Source organism: Methylobacterium sp. OAE515 (assembly GCF_041806315.1).
Lineage (GTDB): Bacteria > Pseudomonadota > Alphaproteobacteria > Rhizobiales > Beijerinckiaceae > Methylobacterium > Methylobacterium tardum.
Window position 1 is genome coordinate 3,425,755 of sequence record NZ_JBGMUV010000001.1, and the last position, 24,588, is coordinate 3,450,342.

General features: G+C 71.4%; 23 protein-coding genes. 11 read left to right on the forward strand and 12 right to left on the reverse strand.

Going from position 1 to position 24,588, the window contains the following annotated elements; all coding sequences use genetic code 11:
• Positions 1–6 precede the first annotated feature (6 nt).
• The 4 genes from ABIE45_RS16840 to ABIE45_RS16855 all read left to right on the forward strand — a co-directional run bounded on the left by ABIE45_RS16840 (position 7) and on the right by ABIE45_RS16855 (position 2,714).
• Entirely contained in the window at positions 7–888 is an 882-nt protein-coding gene (locus ABIE45_RS16840; protein WP_373622401.1) for a gamma-glutamyl-gamma-aminobutyrate hydrolase family protein, read from the forward strand.
• A 202-nt stretch (positions 889–1,090) separates the two neighbouring features.
• Positions 1,091–1,843 (forward strand): guanitoxin biosynthesis heme-dependent pre-guanitoxin N-hydroxylase GntA, encoded by a 753-nt coding sequence (gntA, locus tag ABIE45_RS16845; protein ID WP_192710276.1) that lies wholly within the window; start codon positions 1,091–1,093, stop codon positions 1,841–1,843.
• 80 nt (positions 1,844–1,923) lie between these two features.
• The gene (locus ABIE45_RS16850; RefSeq protein WP_192710275.1) at positions 1,924–2,520 is read left to right on the forward strand and encodes an urea carboxylase-associated family protein; all 597 of its coding nucleotides are present in this window, start codon (positions 1,924–1,926) and stop codon (positions 2,518–2,520) included.
• On the forward strand, positions 2,517–2,714 hold the full coding sequence (locus ABIE45_RS16855) for a DUF6429 family protein (protein WP_192710361.1): 198 nt from the start codon (positions 2,517–2,519) through the stop codon (positions 2,712–2,714). The genes ABIE45_RS16850 and ABIE45_RS16855 overlap by 4 nt, the downstream gene beginning before the upstream one ends.
• Positions 2,715–3,101: 387 nt before the next feature.
• On the opposite strand, the gene ABIE45_RS16860 is transcribed toward ABIE45_RS16855, so the two are convergent.
• The 3 genes from ABIE45_RS16860 to ABIE45_RS16870 form a co-directional block, all read right to left on the reverse strand.
• A complete protein-coding gene (locus ABIE45_RS16860) occupies positions 3,102–4,355 on the reverse strand; it encodes a cytochrome P450 (RefSeq protein WP_192710274.1) in 1,254 nt (417 codons plus the stop codon).
• A gap of 343 nt (positions 4,356–4,698) precedes the next feature.
• Complete coding sequence (locus ABIE45_RS16865; RefSeq protein WP_192710273.1) at positions 4,699–5,970, reverse strand: FAD/NAD(P)-binding oxidoreductase; 1,272 nt, start codon at positions 5,968–5,970, stop codon at positions 4,699–4,701.
• The gene (locus ABIE45_RS16870) at positions 5,970–6,215 is read right to left on the reverse strand and encodes a ferredoxin (protein ID WP_192710272.1); all 246 of its coding nucleotides are present in this window, start codon (positions 6,213–6,215) and stop codon (positions 5,970–5,972) included. The genes ABIE45_RS16865 and ABIE45_RS16870 overlap by 1 nt, the downstream gene beginning before the upstream one ends.
• Before the next feature lie 183 nt (positions 6,216–6,398).
• On the opposite strand from ABIE45_RS16870, the gene ABIE45_RS16875 reads away from it, so the two are divergent.
• The gene (locus ABIE45_RS16875; protein WP_192710271.1) at positions 6,399–6,983 is read left to right on the forward strand and encodes a hypothetical protein; all 585 of its coding nucleotides are present in this window, start codon (positions 6,399–6,401) and stop codon (positions 6,981–6,983) included.
• On the opposite strand, the gene ABIE45_RS16880 is transcribed toward ABIE45_RS16875, so the two are convergent.
• The 9 genes from ABIE45_RS16880 to ABIE45_RS16920 all read right to left on the reverse strand — a co-directional run bounded on the left by ABIE45_RS16880 (position 6,950) and on the right by ABIE45_RS16920 (position 17,792).
• Positions 6,950–8,725 (reverse strand): class I adenylate-forming enzyme family protein, encoded by a 1,776-nt coding sequence (locus tag ABIE45_RS16880; RefSeq protein WP_192710270.1) that lies wholly within the window; start codon positions 8,723–8,725, stop codon positions 6,950–6,952. The genes ABIE45_RS16875 and ABIE45_RS16880 overlap by 34 nt on opposite strands.
• The gene (locus ABIE45_RS16885) at positions 8,722–9,492 is read right to left on the reverse strand and encodes an SDR family oxidoreductase (protein WP_192710269.1); all 771 of its coding nucleotides are present in this window, start codon (positions 9,490–9,492) and stop codon (positions 8,722–8,724) included. Before ABIE45_RS16885 ends, ABIE45_RS16880 begins: the two co-directional genes overlap by 4 nt.
• A gap of 175 nt (positions 9,493–9,667) precedes the next feature.
• Entirely contained in the window at positions 9,668–10,462 is a 795-nt protein-coding gene (locus tag ABIE45_RS16890; RefSeq protein WP_192710268.1) for an SDR family NAD(P)-dependent oxidoreductase, read from the reverse strand.
• Positions 10,463–10,464: 2 nt separating this feature from the next.
• Positions 10,465–11,523 carry a phosphotransferase family protein gene (locus tag ABIE45_RS16895; RefSeq protein ID WP_192710267.1) on the reverse strand — a complete coding sequence of 353 codons (1,059 nt, stop codon included), beginning with the start codon at positions 11,521–11,523 and terminating at the stop codon, positions 10,465–10,467.
• Positions 11,520–12,755, reverse strand: coding sequence for an acyl-CoA dehydrogenase family protein (locus tag ABIE45_RS16900; protein ID WP_192710266.1), 1,236 nt, complete (start codon positions 12,753–12,755; stop codon positions 11,520–11,522). The genes ABIE45_RS16895 and ABIE45_RS16900 overlap by 4 nt, the downstream gene beginning before the upstream one ends.
• 158 nt (positions 12,756–12,913) lie before the next feature.
• On the reverse strand, positions 12,914–14,419 hold the full coding sequence (locus ABIE45_RS16905) for an ATP-binding cassette domain-containing protein (RefSeq protein WP_192710265.1): 1,506 nt from the start codon (positions 14,417–14,419) through the stop codon (positions 12,914–12,916).
• The gene (locus tag ABIE45_RS16910) at positions 14,416–15,336 is read right to left on the reverse strand and encodes a branched-chain amino acid ABC transporter permease (protein WP_192710264.1); all 921 of its coding nucleotides are present in this window, start codon (positions 15,334–15,336) and stop codon (positions 14,416–14,418) included. Before ABIE45_RS16910 ends, ABIE45_RS16905 begins: the two co-directional genes overlap by 4 nt.
• A 301-nt stretch (positions 15,337–15,637) precedes the next feature.
• Positions 15,638–16,513 (reverse strand): branched-chain amino acid ABC transporter permease, encoded by an 876-nt coding sequence (locus tag ABIE45_RS16915; RefSeq protein ID WP_043386828.1) that lies wholly within the window; start codon positions 16,511–16,513, stop codon positions 15,638–15,640.
• A 19-nt stretch (positions 16,514–16,532) separates the two neighbouring features.
• Positions 16,533–17,792: an ABC transporter substrate-binding protein gene (locus tag ABIE45_RS16920; protein ID WP_192710263.1), complete on the reverse strand. Its 1,260-nt coding sequence runs from the start codon at positions 17,790–17,792 to the stop codon at positions 16,533–16,535.
• A gap of 320 nt (positions 17,793–18,112) precedes the next feature.
• Here ABIE45_RS16920 and ABIE45_RS16925 point away from each other — a divergent pair, with 320 nt between their 5' ends.
• The 6 genes from ABIE45_RS16925 to ABIE45_RS16950 all read left to right on the forward strand — a co-directional run bounded on the left by ABIE45_RS16925 (position 18,113) and on the right by ABIE45_RS16950 (position 24,543).
• Positions 18,113–19,087, forward strand: a complete 975-nt coding sequence (locus ABIE45_RS16925; protein WP_192710262.1) for a transporter — start codon at positions 18,113–18,115, stop codon at positions 19,085–19,087.
• A gap of 202 nt (positions 19,088–19,289) precedes the next feature.
• Positions 19,290–20,315, forward strand: coding sequence for a cyclase family protein (locus tag ABIE45_RS16930; protein ID WP_192710261.1), 1,026 nt, complete (start codon positions 19,290–19,292; stop codon positions 20,313–20,315).
• A 13-nt stretch (positions 20,316–20,328) separates the two neighbouring features.
• Entirely contained in the window at positions 20,329–21,279 is a 951-nt protein-coding gene (locus tag ABIE45_RS16935; RefSeq protein ID WP_192710260.1) for a 3-hydroxyacyl-CoA dehydrogenase family protein, read from the forward strand.
• On the forward strand, positions 21,276–22,034 hold the full coding sequence (locus ABIE45_RS16940) for an SDR family NAD(P)-dependent oxidoreductase (RefSeq protein WP_192710259.1): 759 nt from the start codon (positions 21,276–21,278) through the stop codon (positions 22,032–22,034). The genes ABIE45_RS16935 and ABIE45_RS16940 overlap by 4 nt, the downstream gene beginning before the upstream one ends.
• An 18-nt stretch (positions 22,035–22,052) precedes the next feature.
• A complete protein-coding gene (locus ABIE45_RS16945; protein WP_192710258.1) occupies positions 22,053–22,937 on the forward strand; it encodes a 3-keto-5-aminohexanoate cleavage protein in 885 nt (294 codons plus the stop codon).
• A 376-nt stretch (positions 22,938–23,313) separates the two neighbouring features.
• Positions 23,314–24,543: an ABC transporter substrate-binding protein gene (locus ABIE45_RS16950; RefSeq protein ID WP_192710257.1), complete on the forward strand. Its 1,230-nt coding sequence runs from the start codon at positions 23,314–23,316 to the stop codon at positions 24,541–24,543.
• Positions 24,544–24,588 lie beyond the last annotated feature (45 nt).

Below are 24,588 nucleotides of genomic sequence, written 5' to 3' on the forward strand. Positions count from 1 at the left end.
GAGACGATGGCGAGACCCGTGATCGGCGTCATCGGCAACGCACGTCTGATCGACAATCGGTTCCCGGCGCAGATCGTCGGCGCCAACAACATGCAGGCCGTGGCCGCCGTGGCCGGCGCCCTGCCGCTGATGTTCGCCGCCGACCCGGCGATCACCGATCTCGGCGACCTCCTCGACACGGTGGACGGCATCCTGCTCACGGGCGGCCGCGCCAATGTCCACCCGACCCGCTTCAACGCCGAACCCTGCGCGGCGCACGAGCCCTACGACGAGGCGCGTGACGCCGTGGCGCTGCCGCTGATCGAGGCCTGCGTGGCCCGCGGCGTGCCGCTCTTCGGCATCTGCCGCGGCTTCCAGGAGATGAATGTCGCCTTCGGTGGCAGCCTGCACCCGGAGATCCGCAACCTGCCCGGGCGCCTCAATCACCGGATGCCGCGGCTCGCGAATGGCGAGATCCATCCGGACCTGGAGGTGATCTTCGCCGACCGTCACGAGGTCCGCCTGACCCCGGACGGTGCCTTCGCCCGGCTCCTGGCGCGCGAGACGATCCGGGTGAACTCGCTGCACGGCCAGGGCATCCTCGAGCCGGGAGCCCGGGTGGTGATCGAGGGCGTGGCCGAGGACGAGACCGTCGAGGCGATCCGGATCCGCGACGCCGCGGGTTTCGCGCTCGGCGTCCAGTGGCATGCCGAGCACGACCCGGCCACCAACCCGATCAACCGCGCCCTGTTCGAGGCTTTCGGGTCCGCCGCGCGCGGCGCATCGCCGTGCGCGGAGCGGCGGGCGGGGCTGATCCCCGGCATTCGCTTCGCCTTCGTGATCGTGCCGAGCCGCCGGGCCAGCACAGCGCGGCGGCATGACCGGCCGGACGAGTCGTTCGTGACTTAACCTATGTTTATCTGCGCCGGAAAATCTGCCTCGCATCTTCGCGGACGCTGGACAGATCTTTCTTCAGCCCCGCGCGATTCACCATCATCCCCGGACGACCTGTCGCAGGACGGAACAGGGCCATCGCGGTTCAGTTGCCGGAGTCCCGAACAGCGGCCGCCTCGATCCCGGGCGGCCTGCGCAGGAGACGGGCAGAGACCGCATGCAACTTCCCCGCGACGACAGCGAGCACCCCCGCGCCGAGGCCTTCCGCGACTTCATCCGAAATCCGCCTTTCCCCTGCGTCGGCGCGAAATCGGCGCTGTCGCGCGGGCGCATGCAGATCGTGGTGGCCCGGGACATCACCTCGGGCTGGGACGACATGCGCATCTACCCGGCGCTGCTCGCCTTCGTGGCGCGCTATCGCCAGCAGCCCGACCTGTTCCAGAGCTTCGCGGTCGTGTTCGAGGGGCCGGGTGATCTGTCCGAGGAAGCCTTCGAGCAGAACCTCTGGGCCCGGGCGCAATCCCTGACCGACAAGGACGCGTGGCTCGGCCAACCCCACGATGCCCGCGTGGCCGACGACCCCGAGAACCCGCACTTCTCCTTGAGCTTCGGCGGGGAGGCGTTCTTCGTGGTCGGCCTCCACCCGCATGCCAGCCGGCCGGCGCGACGCTTCTCGTCACCGGTGCTGGTCTTCAACCTGCACGCGCAGTTCGAGCGGCTGCGCGCGGAGGGCCGCTACGAGAAGCTGCGCGCCTCGATCCTGGAGCGGGACGAGGCTCTGGCCGGCAGCGTCAATCCGATGCTGGCGCGCCACGGCGAGGCATCGGAGGCGCGCCAGTACAGCGGCCGCGTGGTCGATGCGGACTGGCGCTGCCCGATGCAGGGCCGTCCGGCGCCCGCCGCCGAGTCCGACGACTGGCACCCGCCGGTCCTGCCCCTGGACCGGACGCTGCCCGGAACCGGAGCGTAAGCGCCGCGGATCGCGGGGCCGGCCGGCGCGTTCCCGGACGCGGGCCCGCTGCGCCCCTCAACGGAGTGAGCCAATCCATCATGTGCCAAGCGGACGTGCAGCAGATCGAGCCGCGCTCGGGTGTCGCCTTCACCCTCGACCGGGGCCAGCGGCTCACGGTGATCGACCCGCGCGGCGAGCAGGTCGCCGACCTCGTCGCCTACAACCGTCACGACATCGGCGAGGTGATCTCGTCCGGGCGGACCCTCGACTATGCCAGCCGGATCTACCTGACCACCGGCGATCCGCTCTACTCGAACCGCTCGAACGTGCTCCTGCGCATCGTCGAGGACACGGTGGGGCGTCACGACTTCCTGCTGACCCCGTGCTCGGCCGACACGTTCCGCATCATCTACGGCGACACGAACCCGCATCGCGGCTGCTTCGGCAACCTCGCGGCCGCGCTCGCCTCCTACGGCGTCGCGCCGGACGCCATTCCGGTGGCGTTCAACTGCTTCATGAACGTGCCGATCGACGGCAAAACCGGAGCCCTCACCGTCGAGCCGCCGTTGAGCCGGGCCGGGGACCGCATCGTCTTCGTGGCCGAGACCGACCTGATCATCGGCCTGACAGCCTGCTCGGCCCTGCAATCGAATAACGGCAGCTTCAAGCCGATCCATTACCGTGTCGAGACATAGTCAAAACACGCAGAGCTGACCTTCACGACGAGGATCGGGCCTGGAAGAGGTTCGACTGTGGCGTGCTCCGCCGCCTGCACGACAGGGGCCTGATCGACGATCCCGTCGGCCGCGCCAAGTCAGTGGCGTTCACCGCGGACGCCTTGCAGCTGACCGAGGAACTGTTCGAGCGCCTGTTCACGCGGCCCGCGTGACTGGTCGGGCGCTGCGGGCGGGTGGGGGTGGGGCACGAGAGAGTTCAGGATCGAGCACGCCATCGACATCTCGGTGTCGAGGCATCGCATCCGCTCGACCCCGTCATTCCGGGGCCGCGCAGCGGAGCCCGGTATCCAGAAGCATCGACGTGCCACGATCCTGCATCAAGAGGGGTTCTGGATTCCGGGTTCGCCTGCGGCGCCCCGGAATGACGGCACGGCTTACCGTTCGCGGAACACCCACGTGGAGATGGAACGAAGGCGTGTCGTCCTAAGCTCTCTTGGAGAGGCGGAGGGCGTCACGCCTCTGCTCCGACAGATCCGCCTAGACAAACCTGAATAGTCCGCATCCGCGCAGGCGAGGGGGTAGCGCTAACACGGCCACCCTCAGGCGATTCCGTCGATCGCCACCCGCAGGTGCTTCGGGCCGCGCAGGGCAGCGCCGGGCCGGTAGGGCGGCGGATCCTCGATCAGGCGCGGCGCCTTCAAGCGGGCGGCCAGCGCGGTCAGGGCCGCCTCGGCTTCGAACCGGGCGAGCGGCGCGCCGACGCAGTAATGCAGGCCGCCGCCGAAGCCGAGATGGCGGGTGCCGGTGCGGTCCGGATCGAACCGGTCGGGATCCGGGAACACGGTTTCGTCGCGGTTGCCGGCGGCCAGAAGCAGCAGGAGGTCGGCGCCCTCAGGGATCGTGACCCCCGCGATGTCGATGGCCGCGAGCGTCCGGCGGGTCCGGAACTGCACCGGCGGCTCGTAGCGCAGCAGTTCCTCGATGAGCCGCGGCGCCCGGAGCGGATCCTGCCGCAGGCGCTCCAGCTCCTCTGGGTGCCGGAGCAGGGTCAGCAGGCCGTTGGTGATCAGGTTCACGGTAGTCTCGTGGCCCGCCACCAGCATCAGGATCGAGGTGGCGATCAGGTCGTAATCGCCCATCTTCACACCAGCCGGGGTCGCGTGGTTGGCGAGCCCCGACAGCATGTCATCCTGCGGGTGCCTGCGCTTCTCCTTGATCAGGTCAGCCATGTAGCCGCCGATCGCGTCGAAGGTCCGGCTGTTCTTGGCGCGGATCTCGGGGTCGGACAGGCTGTCGGGTTCCAGCGCGGTGGCGAGCTGCGTCGCCCAGCCGTGGAACTTCGGCTCGTCCTCGCGGGGCACGCCGAACAGCTCGCAGATCACCGTCACCGGCAGCGGGTAGGCGAGGTCGTCGACCGCGTCGATCTCCCGGGCACCGCATTTCTCGTTGAGCAGGTCGGCCACCAGCCGGTCGGAGCGGGCGCGCATCGCCTGGACGCGCTCGCGGCTGAACTGGTGCATCACGGCCGAGCGCAGGGCGTCGTGGGCCGGCGGGTCGCGGAAGATGAAGACCCGGTGGCGGTCCATCATCCAATCCTTGAGCGGCTTGACGATCAGGTCGGTGAGGGGGTTGCCGGTGCGCGGCCGGTCGGCCGGCGGGAGGGTTTCGGAGCTGACCCGCGGATCCTGCAGCAGGCGCGCGATGGTGCCGTGGGTGGCCGCCACCCATGTACCCGCCTCGGTGCCGTCGTCCTGGCGCGAGACGGGATTCGCCCGCAGCTTCGCGTAGACCGGGTAGGGATTCGGCCGGTTCGCGATATCCTTGACCTGATCGAGGAGGGTGGCGTCGGGCATGCGGTCTCCTTGGCGCATCAGCCCGAATGGCGGCCGTCGGCCTTCGGGCAACGATGCCGCGACAGCAAAGGCTTCGCGCATCGTGGCGGTTCCGCTTCCGGGTGTTCGCCACCCGGGCGGTGCGGTCGGGGGGCCTCGGTTGCCGGCCGCGATGCACCGGGATTCCGCCCCCCGCACCGTCATCCCGGGGCCGCGCAGCGGAGCCCGGGATCCAGAGCCGCCGGCGCGCCAAGCCTTTGCGGAACCTGTAGTTCCGGCTTCCAGGCTCGCCCTCGGCGTCCCGGATTGACGGAGCCGTTCACCGCGGCGAACGGCACGCACATCGTGTCCGGAGGACCGTGCGCTAGGGAAAGTCCGGCGCGAAGATCTCGATCTCCTTCGGCCGGTCGGTGGCGCCGCCGCGGGGCGGGAACGGCGCGCGGGCGGCGACCAGTTCGGCATGGGCCGGCAGCCAGCGGGCCGAATCCACCGAGACCGCCGCGATGCACCGGCCTTCACGGCCGTAGAGGGCGACGAAGCGGCCGGACGCCGGATCGCCCTGCGTGATCGCCACCGCGTCCGCCCCCTCCGTCAGTCCGGCCGACTTGACCACGAGGTCGCCCTGGGTCGACCAGAAGGTCGGCATCTCGGCATAGGGGCCTTCGGGCACGGCGCCGGCGAGCAGCCGGCCGGCATGGATGCCCTGCGCCACCGCCTGACTCCAATGCTCCAGTGCGACGCGACGGCCGTCGTAGAGCGGGTGCGGGAAGCGCGCCACGTCGCCGGCCGCTGTGATGCGCGGATCTGCTGTTCCGTCCGTATCGACGGCGTAGCCGCGCGCGTCGCAATCGACCCCGCCCGGATCCGCCGACAGGCCGGAACCCTCCAGCCATTCGGTGTTGCGCACCGCGCCGAGGGCGACCACGGCGAGGTCGGCCTCGATCCGGGTGCCGTCGACGAGGTGGGCGCGGACCAGCCGTCCGTGCTCGTCCTCCAGCCACTCGACCTCGCTGCCGCAGCGCAGCTCGACGCCGTGGCCCGCGTGGATCGCGCCGATGAATGACCCGACGGTGCGGCCGAGGACACGGGCCAGCGGCGTCGGGCCGGGCTCCACCAGGGTCACCGGCAGGCCGAGCTGCCGGCACAGGCTGGCGACCTCGCAGCCGATGAAGCCGCCACCGATCACCAGCACGCGCCGGGGGCCGGCGGCCAGGGCCTGCCGCAGGGCGGCGGCGTCGTCCCGCCCGCGCAAGGTGAAGACGCCGGCGAGCCGGCCCTCATGGGGGTTCGGCCAGGGACGGGCGCGCGTGCCGGTGGCGATCAGCAGGCGGTCGTAGGGGAGGGTGCGCCCGTCGGTCAGCCGGACGGCGCGGGCTTCCCGGTCGAGGCCGGTGGCCGGGCAGCCCAGGAGCCAGTCCGCGTCGAGACTGAGGCTGCCCGGCAGGGTCGTCGCGTCCGCGGGCGTCGCACCGGTGAGGACGTGCTTCGAGAGCGGCGGGCGGTCGTAGGGCCGGTAGGGCTCGTCGCCGACGATGGTCAGCGGGCCGGAGAAGCCGGCCGCCCGCATGGCTTCGGCGCCGCGCAAGGCCGCGAGACCGGCGCCCACGATCACCGCCCGCTCGGACATCTGCGGCATCAGGCGGTCTGCCCCGGATCCTCGACCCGGATCGCCTGGACCGGGCAGGCGACGCGCGCCCGCTCGATGTCGGCCCGGTGCTCGGCGGCGGGGGCCGGATCGTAGAACAGGGCTTCGTGCCCCTCGATGCGGAAGTGCATCGGCGCCGCGTAGCAGCACTGGGCATAGGCTTGGCACAGGTTGAGATCGACGCTCACCCGCAGGCCGGGCGGGGAGCCGGAAGACGCATCGGCGGGGGCGGACATGGCGAGGCAACCCCCGCGAGCGCTGCGGGTTCCGCACCGCCGAAGCGGTGCATCACCGGTATAACCATGTACTCGCCGATCCCCGCGGAAATGGAAGGTCGGAATTCCCTTGCGTCGCCGTTCGCTCTATTGTTGCACCGCCCCGCGGACCGAGCCGATGCACCGCGATCTCAGGAGGGCACCATGCCGCACGGCGCACGCACGAGCCTCGCCGCCCTCATCCTGCTCCTCGGCGTCGGGGGCGCCACCGCCGAGCCCGCCGCGGGCTCGACCTGGACGGACCCGCCCGCCCACAAGCCGGCCGCCGAGCCGCCGCCGGCCGCCGACAAGAAGGCCGCAGCGCCGGCGCCGGCAGCCGTGAGCGCATCGACTCCGGCCGCGGCGTCGCCGGAGGCCCGGCCGCCGCGCGCCAAGCGGAAGGCCGTCGCGGCGCGGCGCGCTCCGGAGCGGACGGCAACGCGCAGGGTTCCGGCGACCAAGAGGGTCGTCGCCACGTCGCGCCGGACCCGGGTCGCCGCGACGCCGGCGCGGACCTTCCGCGAACCGCAGGTCGTCGCCGTCGCGCCGCCGCCACTGGACGGCTACGCGCGCTACCGCGCTTACGGGTACGGACCCGGCTACGGCCCGGGCTACGCCGACGAGCGCCTCGACCGGCTGAGCAGCGCGGAGGCCGCCGGCTACCTCGTCGTGCGCCGCCGGACCGTGCAGTTCCCGGACGGCCGGACCCTGCGGTACTACCGCCCGGACGACGAGAGCGAGCCGTTCTGATTCTCCTCTGACCCTGCAAAGACCGTCCGCAGCGGCGCGCGCAGGACCTTCCCGGCCGGGTTGCGGGGCAGGAGCCCGTCCCAGACCACGATCCGCACCGGCACCTTGAACGCCGCGAGCCGCGTGGCCACGAAGGCGCGGATCGCCTCCGGCCCGGCCTCGGCGCCTTCGGCCAGCACCACGATGGCGCCCGGCTCCTCGCCCAGCGTCGGGTGGGGCACCGGCAGCACCACGGCGTCGATCACGTCCGGATGGGCGTAGAGGGCGTTCTCGACCTCGCAGCAATAGATGTTCTCGCCGCCGCGGATCAGCATGTCCTTGATCCGGTCGACGATGGTCAGGAAGCCCTCGGCATCGGCCCGGGCGAGGTCGCCGGTGCGCAGCCAGCCGTCCGAGAAAACCTCCGCGGTGGCCGCCGGGTCGTCCCAGTACCCGCGGACCACGTTCGGACCCTTCACGCACAGCTCGCCGACGCTGCCCGGCGGCAGATCCTGCCCGAGGGGATCGAGGATCCGCACCTCGCAGACCGGTAGGGGCGGGCCGCAGGATTCCGGATGGGCGAGGTAATCCTCGCCCTGGTGGTGGGTGAAGGTCGCCGAGGTCTCGGTCATGCCCCAGCCGGTGCCCGGGACGACCCGCGGCAGGGCCTCGCCCAGCGCTCGCACGAGGTCGCCGGCGGCCGGGGCACCGCCGTAGGTGACGCCCTCGAGGGTCGGCAGCGGCCGGCCGGCCTCCCGGGCCGCATTGGCGAGCTGCCACGCGATGGTCGGCACGCCGCCCGCGCTGGTGCAGCCCTCCCGCTCGATCAGGTCGAGGGCCGCGTTCGCGTCCCAGCGGTGCATCATCACCAGCCGGTGACCGCCGTAGAGGGCCGCCCCGAGGCTCGCGTGGCAGCCGGTGACGTGGAACAGCGGAATCACCAGCAGCGCCGCCCGCTGCGGCGCGGCCGGGTCGGGCTTCGGCGGCGCCTCGCCCCGGCGCAGGGCGCTGCGCGCCGCCGAGTAGGGATAGGCCATCACGGTCGTCGCGGCCGCCCGGTGGGTGCCGACCGCGCCCTTGGGCTTGCCGGTCGTGCCCGAGGTGTAGAACAGGGTCGCGTCGTCCTCCGGATCGAGGGCGATGTCCGGCGGGGGCAGGTCGGGCAGGGCGCCCCAGTCCCGGACCGGCCCGACGATGTCGGCGAGCGGCGTCGCCCGGGGATCCGGCGCCATCCGGGTGGTGAGAACCCGCTCCAGGGCCGGGCATTCGGGCAGGTGCGGGGCGATGCGGTCGAAGCGCTCGCCGTCGGCGATCAGCACCCGCGCGCCCGAATGCTGCAGCCCGTAGGCGAGTTCGGGCCCGGTCCACCACGCGTTGAGCGGCGTCGCGATCGCCCCGGCGAGCAGCGCACCGGAATAGCTCACCGGCCATTCGGGCAGGTTGCGCTGCGCGATGGCGACCCGGTCGCCCTTGCGCAATCCGGCCTCGACAAGAGCCCGCGCCAGGGCGGTGGCGGCGCGGGCGAAGCCCGTGAAGGTCACGCGCTCGTCCTGATAGACCACGAAGGTCTTGTCCCCGTGGCCGCGCGCGATCCGGAACAGGTCGCCGAGCGTCGGCGGCGCCTTCTCCCAGATCCGGGTCGGCACGCCCCGGATCGGCACCGTGGCGATGGCGAAGGGCGCCCCTGAGGCGGTGAGCCGCGCCTCGGCCTCGCGGAAGGGCAGGGCCGGCCAGCCGGCGGGGATGCGGGGATCGGGGCTCATCGCGCGATCGTCACCCCGCCGTCGATCACGAGCGCCTGGCCGGTGACGAACCGGCCCGCCGCGGAGGCCAGGAACACGGCCGCGCCGGCGATCTCGTCGGGCTCGCCGATCCGGCGTAAAGGGGCGGCGTCCGTGGTGGCGGCCAGCATGGCGGGATCCTCCCACAGGGCCCGGGCGAAGTCGGTCCGGATCAGCCCCGGGCACAGGCAGTTCACCCGGACGTTGGCCGGCCCGTACTCCACCGCGTAGTTGCGGGCGAGCTGGAGGTCGGCGGCCTTCGAGACGTTGTAGGCGCCGATGACCGGCGAACCCTTGAGCGCCCCGATCGACGAGACGAGGATGATCGCGCCGTCCCGCCGCGCGACCATGCCGGGGGCGACCTTCTGGATCAGCCAGTGGTTCGACAGGACGTTGTTGTCGAGGATCTTCCGGAACTGCGCGTCGGTGATGTCGGCGAGCGGCCCGTAATAGGGGTTGCTGGCGGCGTTGCAGACCAGCACGTCGACCGGCCCGAGCCGGCTCTCGGTCTCGGCGACGAGGTGTTCCAGCTCCTCCTTCACCGAGATACTGGCCGGGATCGCCACAGCGCGGCCGGCCCCATGGGCGGCCTCGATCTCGGCCACGACCGCCTCGCAGGCCTCGCGCTTGCGCGAGGAGATCACCACCCGGGCGCCGTGCTCGGCCATTCGCAGAGCGATCGCCCGCCCAATGCCCCGCGACGAGCCGGTGATGAGAGCGACCTTGCCGGTGAGGTCGAACAGCGACATGGGCTAGACCCTCTCACCGGAGAAGCGCGGATCCCGCACCGGCCCCGGCGTCCCGGGGCGCCGCAGGCGAGCCCGGGACCCAGTGCCGCCGCGGCGCCAGAACGAGGCCGGACAGCGCGCCTGGATCCCGGGCTCCGCTGCGCGGCCCCGGGATGACGGGCGGGGAGGGGGCGAATCACAGATCATCGGCCGCGCCCCGCTCCACCCGCATCGACCGGCGCAGGCGCGCCATGCCGGCGAGCCAGCGCTCGGGGTCCTCGGCCCGGCGGCGAGCGTATTCGGCCACCTGCGGGTGCGGCAGGATCAGGAAGCGCCCCAAGGCCAGCCCGTCGAGGGCGGCCACGGCCACGGCCTCCGGTGCCAGCACGCCGTCGCGCGACGCGGCGCTGGCTTCCCCCAGCATGGCGGTGTCGACGCCCTGCGGGCACAGGGCGGCGACCCGGATCCCGTCCTCGGCATGGGCGATGGCGAGATGCTCCAGGAACGCGAGCGCCGCGTGCTTGGTGGCCGAGTAGGTGGCGCTGCCGATCTGGCTGAGCAGCCCCGCCGCCGAGACCGTGCCGAGCAACGCGCCCCCGCCCCGGGCGCGCCAGAGCGGGACCAGCACCCGCGCCGCGTGGACATGGCCCATCACGTTCACCGCGAAGGCACGCGCCCAGCTCTCCGGGTCGGCGGAGGTGGCGAGATCCGGATCGGGGTCGCGCTCCAGGATGCCGGCGTTGGAACAGTAGAGCGCGATCGGGCCGATCTCGGCCTCGATACGCGCCAGGACCGCACTGACCGCCTCCGCGTCGCCGACGTCGAGCGCGAAGGCCCGCCCGCCGAGTTCCGCCGCCACGGCCTCCGCCCCTGCCCCGTCCCGGTCGAGGGCCACGATCGTCGCCCCCCGGGCCCTGGCGGCGACCGCGAGCGCCCGGCCGATGCCCCGTGCGGCCCCTGTGACGGCGACGACCCGGCCGGCGAACTCCATGCTCAGGCCCCCGCCCGCTCGGCGAAGCCCCAGGCCGCGGCGGCGAGCTTCGGCACGCGCGCCGCCATCGCGGAGGCGTGCTCGCTCGCGGCGTTGCCGGCCTTGGCGCGGGCCGCCACCCCCTGGAGGATGCCGACCAGCCGGAACAGGTTGTAGGCGAAGTACCAGTCGAGGTCGGGCAAGCTTTTGCGGCCCGCCGCCCGGCAGTACAGCGCCAACGCCTCGTCCCGGGTGGGGATGCCGAGTGCCGGCAGGTCGAGGCCGCCGAGCCCGCTGCGCCCGTCGGCCGGCAATTCCCACTGCATCAGCAGATAGCTGAAATCGGCCAGCGGATCGCCGAGGGTCGACAGCTCCCAGTCGAGCACCGCGCTGACGCCGCCATCCCTGGAGAAGATCAGATTGTCGAGGCGGTAATCGCCGTGGACCACGCAGGCGCCCTGCTGCTCCGGCACGGTCTTGGGCAGCCACGCGATCAGCCGCTCGACATCCTCCAGGCGCCCGTCCTCGGCGGCGCGGTACTGGCGGGTCCAGCGGTCGACCTGCCGGGCGAAGTAGTTGCCGGGCCGGCCGTAATCGGCGAGCCCCGCCGCCTCCGGGTCGATGGCGTGGAGGCGCGCCAGCGTGGCGATCATGCCCGCGTAGTGCCGGTGGCGGGCATGGGGGTCGAGGCCCGGCAGGGCGCCGTCCCAGTGCACGGCGCCGTCGACCGCCTCCATCACGTAGAAGGCCGCGCCGATGACCTCCGGGTCCTCGCAGAGCGCGAAGGGGCGCGGGACCGGAAAGCCCTCGCCGTAGAGGGCGCCGATCACCCGGAACTCACGGTCGACGGCGTGCGCGGAGGGGAGGAGCGCGCCGAAGGGTTTCCGGCGCAGCACGTAGGCCTGGCCCGGCGTGTCGAGCCGGTAGGTCGGGTTCGATTGGCCGCCGCGGAACTGCTGCACGGTGAGCGGGCCGGCATAGCCGCGGACGTGGCCTGCCATCCAGGCGGCGAGCTTCGCCTCGTCGATCCGGTGGCGCGGCTCGACCGGCTTCACGCCGGAGAAGATTTCGGGCTCGCTCATACCCCCTCTCGGGCATTGGTGTAGCGCCCGAATTCGAGCCGGGCGATCGAGCGATTGTGGACCTCGTCGGGCCCGTCGGCGAGCCGCAGGGTGCGGATATGGGCGTACATCTTCGCAAGCCCGAAATCCTCCGAGACGCCGGCCCCGCCATGGGCCTGGATGGCGTCGTCGATCACCTTGAGCGCCACCCGCGGCGCCGCGACCTTGATCATGGCGATCTCGAGCTTGGCGCCCTTGTTGCCGACCTTGTCCATCATGTCGGCGGCCTTCAGGCAGAGGAGGCGGGTCATCTCGATGTCGATCCGCGCCTCGGCGACCCGCTGCTCCCAGACCGACTGCTCGGAGATCCGCTTGCCGAAGGCGACGCGGGACACGAGGCGTCGCGCCATCGCCTCCAGCGCCACCTCGGCCGCCCCGATGGTGCGCATGCAGTGGTGGATGCGCCCGGGCCCGAGCCGGCCCTGCGCGATCTCGAAGCCGCGACCCTCGCCGAGGATCAGGTTCTCGGCCGGGACGCGAACGTTCTCCAGCACCACCTCGCCGTGTCCCTTGGGCGCGTCCTCGTAGCCGAAGACCGGGAGCAGGCGCTCCACCCGGACCCCCGGCGTATCCATGGGCACGAGGATCTGCGATTGCTGCCGGTGGCGGGGGGCCTCCGGATCGGTCTTGCCCATCAGGATCGCGATCCGGCAGCGCGGATCGCCGACGCCGGTCGACCACCACTTGCGGCCGTCAACGACGTAATGGTCGCCGTCCCGGCGAATCGACGTGCTGATGTTGGTGGCGTCCGAGGAGGCGACCTCCGGCTCGGTCATCAGGAAGGCCGAGCGGATCTCTCCCGCCATCAGGGGCTTGAGCCACCGGTCCTTCTGGGCCGCGGTGCCATAGCGGTGCAGCACCTCCATGTTGCCGGTGTCGGGGGCGGCGCAGTTGAACACCTCCGAGGCGATCCCGACCCGGCCCATCTCTTCGGCACAGAGGGCGTAATCGAGGTTGGTCAGGCCGGCGCCGCGATAATCGTCGGTGTCGTGCTCGGGGGAGGGCGGCAGGAACAGGTTCCACAGGCCCTCGGCCCGGGCCTTCTCCTTCAGGCGCTCCATGGTGGGGGACGGTTCGCGGCTCTCCGCGCGCTCGGCTGCCACCGCGGCGGCAGCCGGCAGGATCGCGTCGGCGATGAAGGCGCGGACGCGGGTCAGCCAGTGCGTCTGGGACTGGGAGAGGTTGAAGTCCACGCCGTCAACTCCGCTCACGTCCGTCGCTGCGGGCCACCCTCCTCCCCCTTGTGGGGAGGCGTTGGAGGTGGGGGTGGTTCAGGATCGAGCGGCGCGGTGCCGTCTTCACCCGCCCCACCCCTGCCCCTCCCCACAAAGGGGAGGGGAAACGCTTGCTCTCACAAATACTTCTTCCCCATCTCGCTGGCGAAGCGCTGCGGCGGGCCTTCCCAGACGATCCGCGCCTGTTCCAGCACGTAGACCCGGTCGGCGTGGGGAAGCGCGAAGGTGACGTTCTGCTCGCCGAGCAGCACCGTGATCGGCGTGGTCTGCCGCAGCTTCTCCAGCGCCTTCGACAGCAGCTCCAGGATCACCGGGGCGAGGCCGAGCGTCGGCTCGTCGAGGATCAGGAGGCGCGGCCGCATCATCAGCGCCCGGGCGATGGTCAGCATCTGCTGCTCGCCGCCCGACAGGGTGCGGGCGGTCTGGCCCTCGCGGGCCTTGAGGATCGGGAACAGCTCGTAGAGCCACTCCCGCTGCCTGGCGCTCTCGGCCTTCGGGAAGTGCTGGCCGCCGAGGTCGAGATTCTCGCGCACGCTGAGATCGCCGAACAGCTCGCGGGTCTCCGGCACCTGGACGATGCCGGCGCGCGCGATCGCGGCGGGCTTCATCCGGGCGAGATCCTGGCCGTCGAACCGGATCGCGCCGGTATGCGGGACGAGGCCCGAGATGGCGTTGAACAGCGTGGTCTTGCCGGCGCCGTTCAGGCCCACCACCGAGACGAACTCGCCCTCGTGGACGTGGATCGAGGCGGAGCGCAGGGCCTGCGCCTTGCCGTAGAGCACGTCGACGCCCTCGACGGTGAGCAGCGAGTCGGGCTTGAACGCCGCCTCGGGCCGGGCCGCCGTCTCGATGCTGCCGCCGAGATAGACCCGGCGCACGGTCGGGTCGGCCATCACCGACTCGGCCGAGCCCTCGGCGATGCGCTCGCCGAGATACATGGCGAAGACCCGGTCGACGATGGCCGCGACGCTCTTCACGTTGTGGTCGACGAGGAGCACGGCCTTGCCCTCGTCGCGGAAGCCGCGGATCAGCTCGGAGAAGGCCGCGACCTCGCCGCCGGTCAGGCCCGCGAAGGGCTCGTCGACCAGCACCACCCGGGGGTCGCGGGCGATGGCCTTGGCGAGCTCCAGCCGGCGGAGATCCGCGAAGGGCAGGGTGCCGGGGCGCCGGTCGACGACCGCGCCGAGGCCGACGCGCTCGGCGATTTCTCTCGCGCGCCGCGCCACGTGGGGGTCGGCCGCCAGCCGGATCAGGCTGTCGGGCAGGAGCGCGAGGCTGATGTTCTCCAGCACGGTCTGCCGCTGGAGCGGCCGCGCGTGCTGGAACACGAGGCCGATCCCGGAGCGGGCGACCCGGTGGGCCGGCATGCCGCCGATCTCCGTGCCGTCGAGGCGGATCGAGCCGGCGCTCGGCCGCTCCAGCCCCATGATCAGCTTCATCACGGTGGACTTGCCCGAGCCGTTGGGGCCGATCAGCCCGAGGATCTCGCCCGGGCGCAGGTCGAGGTCGATGTTCTTGACAGCGACGAGGCCGCCGTAGCGCTTGGTCAGGCCGCGCACGGTGAGGCAGGGCTCGGCCATGACGGGCGACACGGCCGGCGGGGGCGCGACGGCGACGGTCATCGGGCTCTCCGGAGCGATCCGAGGCCGAGCAGCCCCGAGGGCACGAACAGGATCACGAGGAGCGCCACCGCCGAGACCACGAAGGTCGAGAGGCCGCCGAGCGGCCGCAGCAGCTCGCCCGCCGCGATCAGGAACACGGCGCCGAGCGCCGCGCCCACGATGGTGCGCCGTCCGCCGAGCACCGCCGCGATGATCACCTGCACGCCCACCGACGTGTTGATCAGCGTGCCGACCGAGGCGGTGCCCATGTAGAAGACCACCAGCCCGCCCGCGAGGCCCGAGAAGGCGGCGCTGACCGCGAAGGCCGCGAGCTTGTGCTTGGCGACGTTGAAGCCGAGCGCCCCGGTCACCACCGGGTCCTGGCCGGCGGCCTGGAGGATCAGCCCCGCGGGCGAGCGCGCGATGGCGGTCAGGATCAGGCCCGAGACTGCCATGAAGCCCAGCGCCAGCCAGTAATTGGTGTCGGCGTCGATCGAGATGACGTCGGGCACGGTCAGGCCGATCTCGCCGCCGGTGAGGCCGGAGAAGACCACGATCATGTTCTGCAGGAGCAGCACCGCCACCAGGGTGATCAGGCCGAAATAGGGGCCGCGCACCTTCAGCGCCGGCAGCGCCAGGGCGAGGCCGCCGACCACGGCGAGCACGGTCCCGACCGCGAGGCAGTAGGGGATCGGCAATTCGTAGCGGTTGTTGAGGATGCCGGCGCCGTAGGCCCCGAGGCCGATCAGGAAGGTCGGGCCGAAATTCACCTCGCCGGCGAAGCCGAAGAGCAGGTCCCAGGCCATCGAGAACACGCCGAAATAGTAGGCGATGGTCAGGAGGCCGAGGATGTAGCCGGAGACCCACCAGGGCAGGGTGGCGGCGGCCAGGACGGCGAGGACCGCGATCCAGAAGCCGGGGGTGGTGAGGAGCTTCATGATTGCTCGCTGCGGGCGGGACTTTCCCTCCCCCCTCTGCGGGGGAGGCTGCCGGATTCACACGTCTGGGTCTGAGAGCAACGCCCTGAAAAAAAAGCGCTTTCCCCTCCCCCTGGCGGGGAGGGGGTAGGGGGTGGGGGCGGTGCAGAAGGCACCGCACCGCCCCATCCTGCACCACCCCCACCTCCGGCTCCTCCCCGCAAGGGGGAGGAGAGAGCCCAGCGACCAGCGATGCGTGAATACCCTCCCCGGTAGAGGGGGGAGGGAAAGCCGCGGCTCGAAACAGCCTTGAAAAAAACCATCACCGCCGCCCCAGCAGACCCTGCGGGCGCAGGTACATGACGGCGACCAGCAGGAGCAGCGCCGGGATCACCCGGTAGGCGGGCGAGATCAGGTAGGCGGTGGCGGTCTCCAGATACCCGACCACGTAGGCCGCGATGAGCGAGCCGGTGACGCTGCCCAAGCCCCCCAGCACCACGATCGAGAAGGCGCTCGCGGTGAGCGGCCCCACGGAATACGACGAGACCCCCAGGAACATCCCGAGCAAGACCCCGGCGATGCCGGCGAGCAGGCCGTAGATCGCCCAGACCGCCACGTAGATCTTCGCCATGTCGTGGCCGAGCAGCGTCACGCCGCGCGGGTTCATCGAGGCCGCAAGCAGGACCTTGCCGGCCCGCGCCCGGTTCACGAACAGCCAGAGCAGCCCGATCACCACCCAACAGATCAGCGCGGTGAACAGCTCGTTCTTCGGCGTGCGGACGCCCGCGATCTCGACCACGCCCTCGATGAGCGGCAGCACGGTCTTCGGGTTGTCGGTGAAGAAGTAGGCCACCAGCTCCTGGATCATGATCCCCCAGAGCAGCGTCCCGGTCAGCACGAAGATCTCTTTCTCCTCCCGCGGGATCGCCCGGCTGCGCTCGATCGGCGCGACGACGGCGAAGTAGGTGACGAGGGCGCCCGCGAGCCCGCACAGCACGCCGATCGCCGCCCCCGCGTAGGAGCCGAGCCCGAACAGGGCCGAGGCCGCCCAGGCCGCCACCGCGGCCATGACCATCAGGGCGCCGTGGGTCAGGTTGAGGACGCCCGAGACCCCGAAGATCAGGGTGAAGCCCATCGCGCCGAGCGCGTAGAGGGCCGAGATGGCGAAGCCATCGACGAGGATCTGGAGGCCGATCACCGCGCTCTCCCGCCCCGGCCTACTGGACCGCCGGCTTGACGGCGGGGGGCAGGATCATGGCCCCGTTGGCGGTCGCCGCCGGCCAGATCGCCACCTGCTTGCCGTTCTGCCATTGCCCGAGCACGCTGGTCATCAGGCCGGGCCCGTACTGGATCGAGTGGGTGAACGGGTCGTCCTTGCCGTAGAACTTGAGATGCCCGACCGTGCCGACGTAGTCGGTCTTCTCCAGGGCCTCGACGAGCTTGTCGGCCTCCGTGGAGCCGGCGCGCTTGATCGCCTCCGCGGTGTAGTGGACGGCGTCGTACGCCATGTAGCCCGCGTAGGAGGGCGCGCCGCCGAAGCGCTTGGTGAAAGCCTCGGCGAACGGGATCGTCTTCTCGGTGAGCGCCACGCCCGGCAGCGCCACGCTGTCGAACAGCACGCCCTGCGTGCCGCCGTTGGTGTTGGCCCAGAAGGTCGAGGAGGTCGCCTGGCCGCTGATCCCCGTCATGGCGATCGGGACCTGCTGGTTCTGCCACTGCACGGTCGGCTGCACGCCGACATGGGCGATGCCGGTGACGATCAGGTCGGGCTTGGCCGCCTCGATCTTGTTGTAGATCGGCGTGAAGTCGCCCGTGTCCGGCGAGAAGCGGACATGCTCGACCACCTTGAGCCCGGATTTCGGCAGGCATTCCTGGTAGGCGGCGTCCAGCGGCCGGGTCCAGGCCGCATCCTCGCTCATGATCGCGGCGGTCTTGGCCTTGAGCTTCTCGACCAGCACCTCCTTGGCCGAATCGCAGACCGCCTGCGCCAGGGCGTGCGAGGTTAGGTAGCCGTGGAAGGTGTACTTGTTGCGGGCGTAGTCCTTGTGGACCGCGACGCTGATCTCGTTCGAGGCCGCGCCGGGCGTGATCATCGGCGTCTTGAGCCGGGCCGCCCAGGGCATCAGGGCCAGCACGACCTCCGAAATGTAGCTGGCGATGACGAAGTTGACCTTGTCCTCTGAAACCGCTCGCTGGAACGCGCGGACCGCGTCGGAGGCGGAGGACTTGTCGTCGTAGGTGACGACCTGGATCTGGCGGCCGTCGATGCCGCCCTTGGCGTTGATCTCGTCGGCGGCGAGCTGCACCGCCTGCGGGATCGAGGCCCCGGCCACCGACTGCGCCTCGGCGATCACCCCGATCTTGATCGGGTCGGCGGCGTGCGCAGGCCCCGCCAGCAGCGAGCCCGCGGCCAGCAGCGCGGGCAGCAAGCGCCGGTTCTGAACGCGCCGGGGAACGGCGCGCGCGGGCTCGGACATCGGCGTTTCCTCTGGTCGTGCCCGCATTCTTTATTCGCAGGCTTGGCGACGACTGTATCCGGCGCCTGCCGGATCACAAGGGGTCGGCGGCGCGGGGCGGGTGACGTTTCCGGCCAGTCGTTGGCTGCGCATGGCCGCGCCCGGCCTGTTGCGCCCCGACAATACGCGCTCCGTTTCCAGCGGCGCCGGATGCCTGCCGTCGCGTGCGGCGCGCGTGGGTCCACCGGAGTCCAGCTTCGGCACAGCGCGATGGTGTCGCGTCCCCTCCCGACCGAGCCCGGACGCAGGTGCGCTGTGCGGCATCGGATCGGGGGGACGCCATGCTCACACGAATGACCGCCGCGATTCTAACGGTGGGCACTCTGCTGCTGGCCGCGACGGGCCAAGCCCGTGCCGCCGCCGTGACCCAGCCAGGAGAACAGGTCGGCCTTGCACCGGGCTTGCCGCTGCCGGAGGGCTTCTATGCCTTCGACACGTTCAGCTGGGGACGGGCCGACCGCCGCGACGCCGCCGAGATCGGGGTCAACATCCCGTTCCTGATCTATGCGTCGCCGCTCAAGGTCTTCGGAGCGCGGATCGAGCCGGTGGTGGCGTTCCCGTCGGTGTTCATCGACACCCACGCCCCGGCCCCGGTCCCCAACAAGACCGTGAGCACCTTCTACACGCCATTCCTGGGCAACATCTTCGCCTGGAACCTCGGCGGCGGCATCGGTGTGTCGTACATCGCGGGCGCCTACCTGCCCTACGGCGACCGCGGATCGCTGGGCCTGGGGCTCCGGGGCACGCCTCTGATCCCGGCGGCCGCTTCCGGGACGCTCAGCCAGCGCGTCGCCGCCACCTATGTGGGCGACGGCAGCCTCAACCTCTCGGCGGTCCTCACCTACAACCGGCCGTTCGACGTGCATGGACGCTTCGGCGGCCCGGTCGGGGCGGCGATCGGCCCGCTGCCGCTGGCGGACCAGATCAACCTCGACCTGACCGCCACCAGGAAGTTCGGGCATCTCGAGGTCGGGGCCGTGGCGTACGGCTACACGGATCTGCCGGTGAACCGCCGCGACCGGCTGTTCAGCCGGTTCCAGCGGGACGGTTCCATCGCCGCCGGCGGGCTGCTGGGCTACGATTTCGGGCGCGTCATCCTGCAGACCTTCGTCACCCGCGAGATCGTGGACCGCGACACCATCGACCATGCGGGGCACCGTCAGCACAAGGAGGAGACCCGGGGCTGGTTTCGGGTGATCGTTCCCTTCCCGCTGGCGGTCGCGGCAGCGCCCGAGCCGCTGATCCGCAAGAACTGAGGCGCGCGGCGGGTTTCACGCGGGCCGCCCTGTCCGCCCCCGGGCTTCCGGACCCGGTGCGACCGGCCTAGGCTTCGGGAGATCCCGCGCCAAGCGGACCGGACGGCCTCGAAGAAGGGCGCAGACAGGTGAGGAACGCACGCGCGGCCGTGCCCGGGAGCCTCCCGGGCCGCGGCCTCCGGCCACGCCGGGATTTACATCGGTGAGCCTGCGCTGGAGCCGGCGGCCCGAGGGCTCGACCTGGGGGGATTTCGGCCCCGACGACGAGCGCGGGCGCCTCAACCTGCTCACCCCCGAGAAGGTGCTGCAGGGCATCGCCGAGGTGCGCGAAGGGCTCACCTTCTGTCTCAGCCTGCCCCTCGATCTTCCGGGCGGCAACGTCCTGAACCCGCGCCGCCACCCGCCGCAGATCACCCCGACCCGCCGTGCCAACGGCCGGCCGAACATGAACTTCCCGGTCTGCGAGGAGGTCGACGGCGCCACCGACGTGATCTGCGACGACCGTGCGCTGATCCACCTGCAATACTCGACGCAGTGGGATTCGCTCGCCCATGTCGGGTCGCTCTTCGACGCGGACGGCACAGGGGCGGCGCCGACCTTCTACAACGGCTTCCGCGGCGGCCGCGACATCGTCGGGCCGAGCACGCCGGAGGCCGCCGACCAGCCGTCCCGGGCGAAAAGGCTCGGGATCGAGCGGCTCGCCGAGACCGGCATGCAGGGCCGGGCGGTGATGATCGACCTGCGCGCCCATCTCGGCGATGCCAAAGCCAAAGTCGGCTACGACCAGCTCGCCCGGATCCTGGAGGCCGACGGCGTCGTGATCGAGCCCGGCGACATGGTCTGCCTGCACACGGGCTTCGCCGAGCGGCTGATCGCCATGGGCGGCGATCCGGACCCGAAGCTCGTCCACAACCTCTGCGCCGGGCTCGACGGCCGGGACCCGCGCCTGCTCGACTGGATCACCCGCACGGGCCTGTGCGCGCTGATCGCCGACAATTACGCCGTGGAATCCTACCCGGCCGGGTTGGGACCCGCCTGCTGCGCGACGCTGCCGCTCCACGAGCACTGCCTGTTCAAGCTCGGGGTCAATCTCGGGGAGCTGTGGCACCTGACGCCGCTGGCCGAGTGGCTGCGCGCGAACGGCCGCAACCGCTTCCTGCTCACCGCCCCGCCGCTCCGCCTGCCCGGGGCGGTCGGCTCGCCGACGACGCCGATCGCCACGGTGTGAGGGGAGGGGGAACATGAGCGAGATCGCGATCATTGGCGGCGGCCTGATGGGGCACGGCATCGCCCTGGTGCTGGCGCTCCACGGACACGCGGTGCGGATCACCGACACGTCGACTGACACCCGCGCCCGCGTGCCCGGCCTCATGGCATCGGCGCTCGCGACCCTGAGGGAAGCCGGAGCCGCCCCGGAGGGCTGGGATGCCGAAAGGCTCGGGCAGGCCGTCCGGGTCGAGGCGGATCTGGACACGGCGGTCGCCGGCGCCGGCCTCGTCATCGAGGCGATCACCGAGAACCCGGAGGCCAAGCGCGCGCTGTTCGCCGAGCTCGACCGGCTCTGCCCTGCCGAGACGATCCTCGCCAGCAACACCAGCTACCTCGACGTCTTCCCGCTGATCCCCGAAGCGCGGCAGGCGCGGGCGCTGATCCTGCACTGGTACACGCCGCCCTACATCGTCGACCTCGTCGACGTGGTGCCCGGCCCCGGCACGGACCCCGCGGTGGTCGCCGCGATGGCGGATCTCGTGCGCGGCCTCGGTCAGGTGCCGATCGTGCTGAAACGCTTCATCCCCGGCTACGTCGCCAACCGGATCCAGCAGGCGATCAGCGCCGAGGTGTTCCGGCTCCTCGACGAGGGCGTCGCCGCGCCCCGGGACATCGACGACGCGATCATCCACGGGCTCTCCTTGCGCATCCCGATCCTCGGCCACCTCGCCAAGGCCGACTTCACAGGCCTGGAGCTGACGCAGCGGGCGCTGGCCAACGGGAGCTACGCGCCGCCGCCCCCGCGCACCCGCTCCGAGACCCTCGACGCCCTCTGCGCCGAAGGCCGGACCGGGGTGATGGCGGGCAAGGGCTATTTCGACTGGGGCGGTCGGCCGCCCGAAGAGCTGTTCCGCGAGCGCGACCGCAAGCTCCTGGCTTTGAAGGCGGCCATGGCCGGGATCGGCCGGATGGAGGGCACATGATTGGGGCGGACCTGTCGGGACAGCGCGTCCTCGTCACCGGAGCCTCGTCGGGCATCGGGCTCGCGACGGTGGAGATGTTTGCGCGCAACGGCGCCACGGTCGCGCTGAACCATCTGCCCGACGATCCCCGCGGCCCCGCCGAGGCCGAGCGGCTCGCTGGGGACGGTCTTTCGGTGATCGCCCTGCCCGGGGACGTGTCGGCCGCCGGCGCCGCCGAGGCCATGGTGGCGGCCGGCATCGACCGGCTCGGCGGCCTCGACGTGCTCGTGAACAACGCCGGGACGTCGGGCACGACCACGCCGATCGCCTTCGAGGACCTCGACGCGATGACCGAGGACTTTTGGCAGACGATCCTGGCGACCAACCTACTCGGACCGTTCCGCTGCGCCCGGGCCGCGGCCGCAACGCTCAAGGCGAGCCGCGGCGCCATCGTCAACACCGCCTCGGTGGCCGGTCTCGGGCGGCGGGGATCCTCGGTGGCCTACTCGGCCAGCAAGGCTGGGCTGATCAACCTCACCCGCAGCCTCGCCCGGGCGCTGGCGCCGGACGTGCGGGTCAACGCCGTGGCGCCGGGCCTCGTCGCCACGCCCTGGACCGAACCCTGGTCGGACGAGCGCAAGGCCTCGACCGTGGGGCGCACCATGCTCGGCCGCATGGCCCGCCCGGAGGACATCGCCGAGACGATTTTCTTCCTGAGTGCCGGCGCGGCCTACATCACGGGCGAGACGATCACGGTCGACGGCGGAGCGATCTGACGCTCGGGGAGCACACACATGTCGAGCACCACCGTCATCACCTGCGCCCTCACGGGCTCCTTCGACACGCCGAAGAAGAACCCGGCCGTGCCGGTGAGCCCGAAGGCCATCGCCGAGTCGGCGCTCGAGGCCGCCGCCGCCGGGGCCGCGGTGGTCCACATCCATGTCCGCGACCCCGAAACCGCCGCGCCCAGCATGGAACTCGCCCATTACCGCGAGGTGGTGGAGCGGATCCGCGAGAAGAACGACGCCGTGATCCTCAACCTGACCACGGGGGCGGGGGGCCGGTTCGTGCCGGGCGATCCCGACCCGTCGGTCGCCGGTTCGGGCACCACCTTCGTGGGACCGGAGGCCCGCACCCGGCATGTCGGCGCGCTGCGGCCGGAGATCTGCACCCTCGACATCGCCACGATGAATTTCGGCGAGCATCTGTTCCTCAACACCCCCGGCCACCTGCGGGCGATGGCGGGTCACATCCGCGATGCGGGCGTGAAGCCCGAGATCGAGGTGTTCGACCTCGGCCAGATCGAGCTGGCCCGGCACCTGATCGCCGAGGGGCATCTGGCGCGCCCGCCGCTGTTCCAGATCTGCCTCGGGATCCCCTGGGGCGCCCCGGCGACACCCGAGGCGCTGGTGGCGATGCGGGCGCGGCTGCCGGAGGACGCGATCTGGTCGGCCTTCGGCATCGGCCGGGAGGAGTTCCCGATCCTCGCGGTGGCGGCCGGGATGGGCGGCAACGTCCGGGTCGGCCTGGAGGACAACCTGTACCTGTCCCGGGGCCAGCTCGCGCCGAGCAACGCCGCGCTGGTGGAGAAGGCCGTCAGCCTGCTCGCCCATCTCGACCGGGAGCCGGCCACGCCCGACCAGGCGCGGGCGATTTTTGGATTGGCGCCGCTTGGGTGATGACCCGCGCTCCCCCCTTCGCGGGCTAGCAGATTCATACTTCTCTGCCGGACGCCAAGGGCTCGGAAATCGAGCGCGTTTCCCCTCCCCCTTGCGGGGAGGGGTCAGGGGTGGGGGTGGTCCAGAAGGCACCGCAACGCCTCATTCTGCGCCACCCCCACCTCCAACTCCTCCCCGCAAGGGGGAGGAGAGGGCGCCTCGGCGAGCGATGTGTGAACATCGTAGCTCTGCGGGGGAGGGAGGAGCCGTAGCGCTTACGGATTAGCGACATCCTCACCCGCGCCGGTATCAGCCGCTAACGCCCACGGATACTCTGTCTTCGAAGGCCGCGAGCGCCGATCAACGGCGCCGCATCCAAAAAAATAGGGAGAGAGACATGACGCTCCGCCACCGCGCCGCGGCGCTGCTCGGGAGCTTGTGCGCGCTCGGTGCCGGCGCGGCGCTCGCGGCCGACCTCGTGCCGGTGAAGATCGGCGTGCTGAACGACCGCTCCGGCGTCTATTTCGACTCCACCGGCGAGGGCTCGGTGGTCGCCGCCCGCATGGCGGTCGAGGATTTCAAGCCGGAGGAACACGGGCTGAAGGTCGAGGTCGTCGCCGCCGACCACCAGAACAAGCCCGATGTCGGCGCCTCCATCACCCGGCAATGGTACGACCGCGACGGGGTCGACGCGGTGTTCGACGTCCCCACCTCCTCGGTGGCGCTCGCCATCGCGCAGATCACCAAGGAGAAGAACAAGGCCTTCATCAACTCGGGCGGCGGCACCGCCGACCTGACCGGCCCGGCCTGCACGCCCAACACCGTGCACTGGACCTACGACACCGCGGCGCTCGCCAACGGCACCGGCAAGGCCATCCTCAAGCGCGGTGGCAAGTCCTGGTACTTCATCACTGCCGACTACGCCTTCGGCCTCGCCCTGGAGCGCGACACCAAGGCGGTGGTGGAGAAGAACGGCGGCAAGGTCGTCGGCGGCGTGCGCACGCCGTTCCCGAACCCGGACTTCTCCTCGTTCCTCCTCCAGGCCCAGGCCTCGGGCGCGCAGGTGATCGGGCTCGCCGATGCCGGGCTAGATGCCGCCAATGCGATCAAGCAGGCGCACGAATTCGGCATCCGCCAGGGCGGCCAGACCCTCGCCGCCCTGCTGATCGCCATCACCGACATCCACTCCCTCGGCCTGGACGTGGCGCAGGGCCTCGCCTTCACCGCCTCGTTCTACTGGGACCTCAACGACGGCACCCGCGCCTTCGCGGAGCGGTTCGAGAAGCGGATGCCCGGCAAGAAGCCGACCTCCTACCAGGCAGGCGTCTACGCCAGCACGCTGCACTACCTGAAGGCGGTGGCGGCCCTGCACTCGGCCAAGGACGGCGCCGCCGTGGTCGCCAAGATGAAGGAGCTGCCGACCGACGACCCCCTGTTCGGCAAGGGCACGATCCGGCCGGACGGACGCAAGATCCACCCGATGTACCTGTTCGAGGCGAAGGCACCCTCCGAGTCGAAGGGCGAGTGGGACCTCTACAAGGTGCTGGAGACGATCCCGGCCGAGCAGGCGTTCCGCCCGATGAGCGAGGGCGGCTGCCCGATGCTGGCCGGCATGACGGCGAAGTAGGCGTCGGGTCGATCATGGCGGCACCGCCGTCTTTGCGAGCGGAGC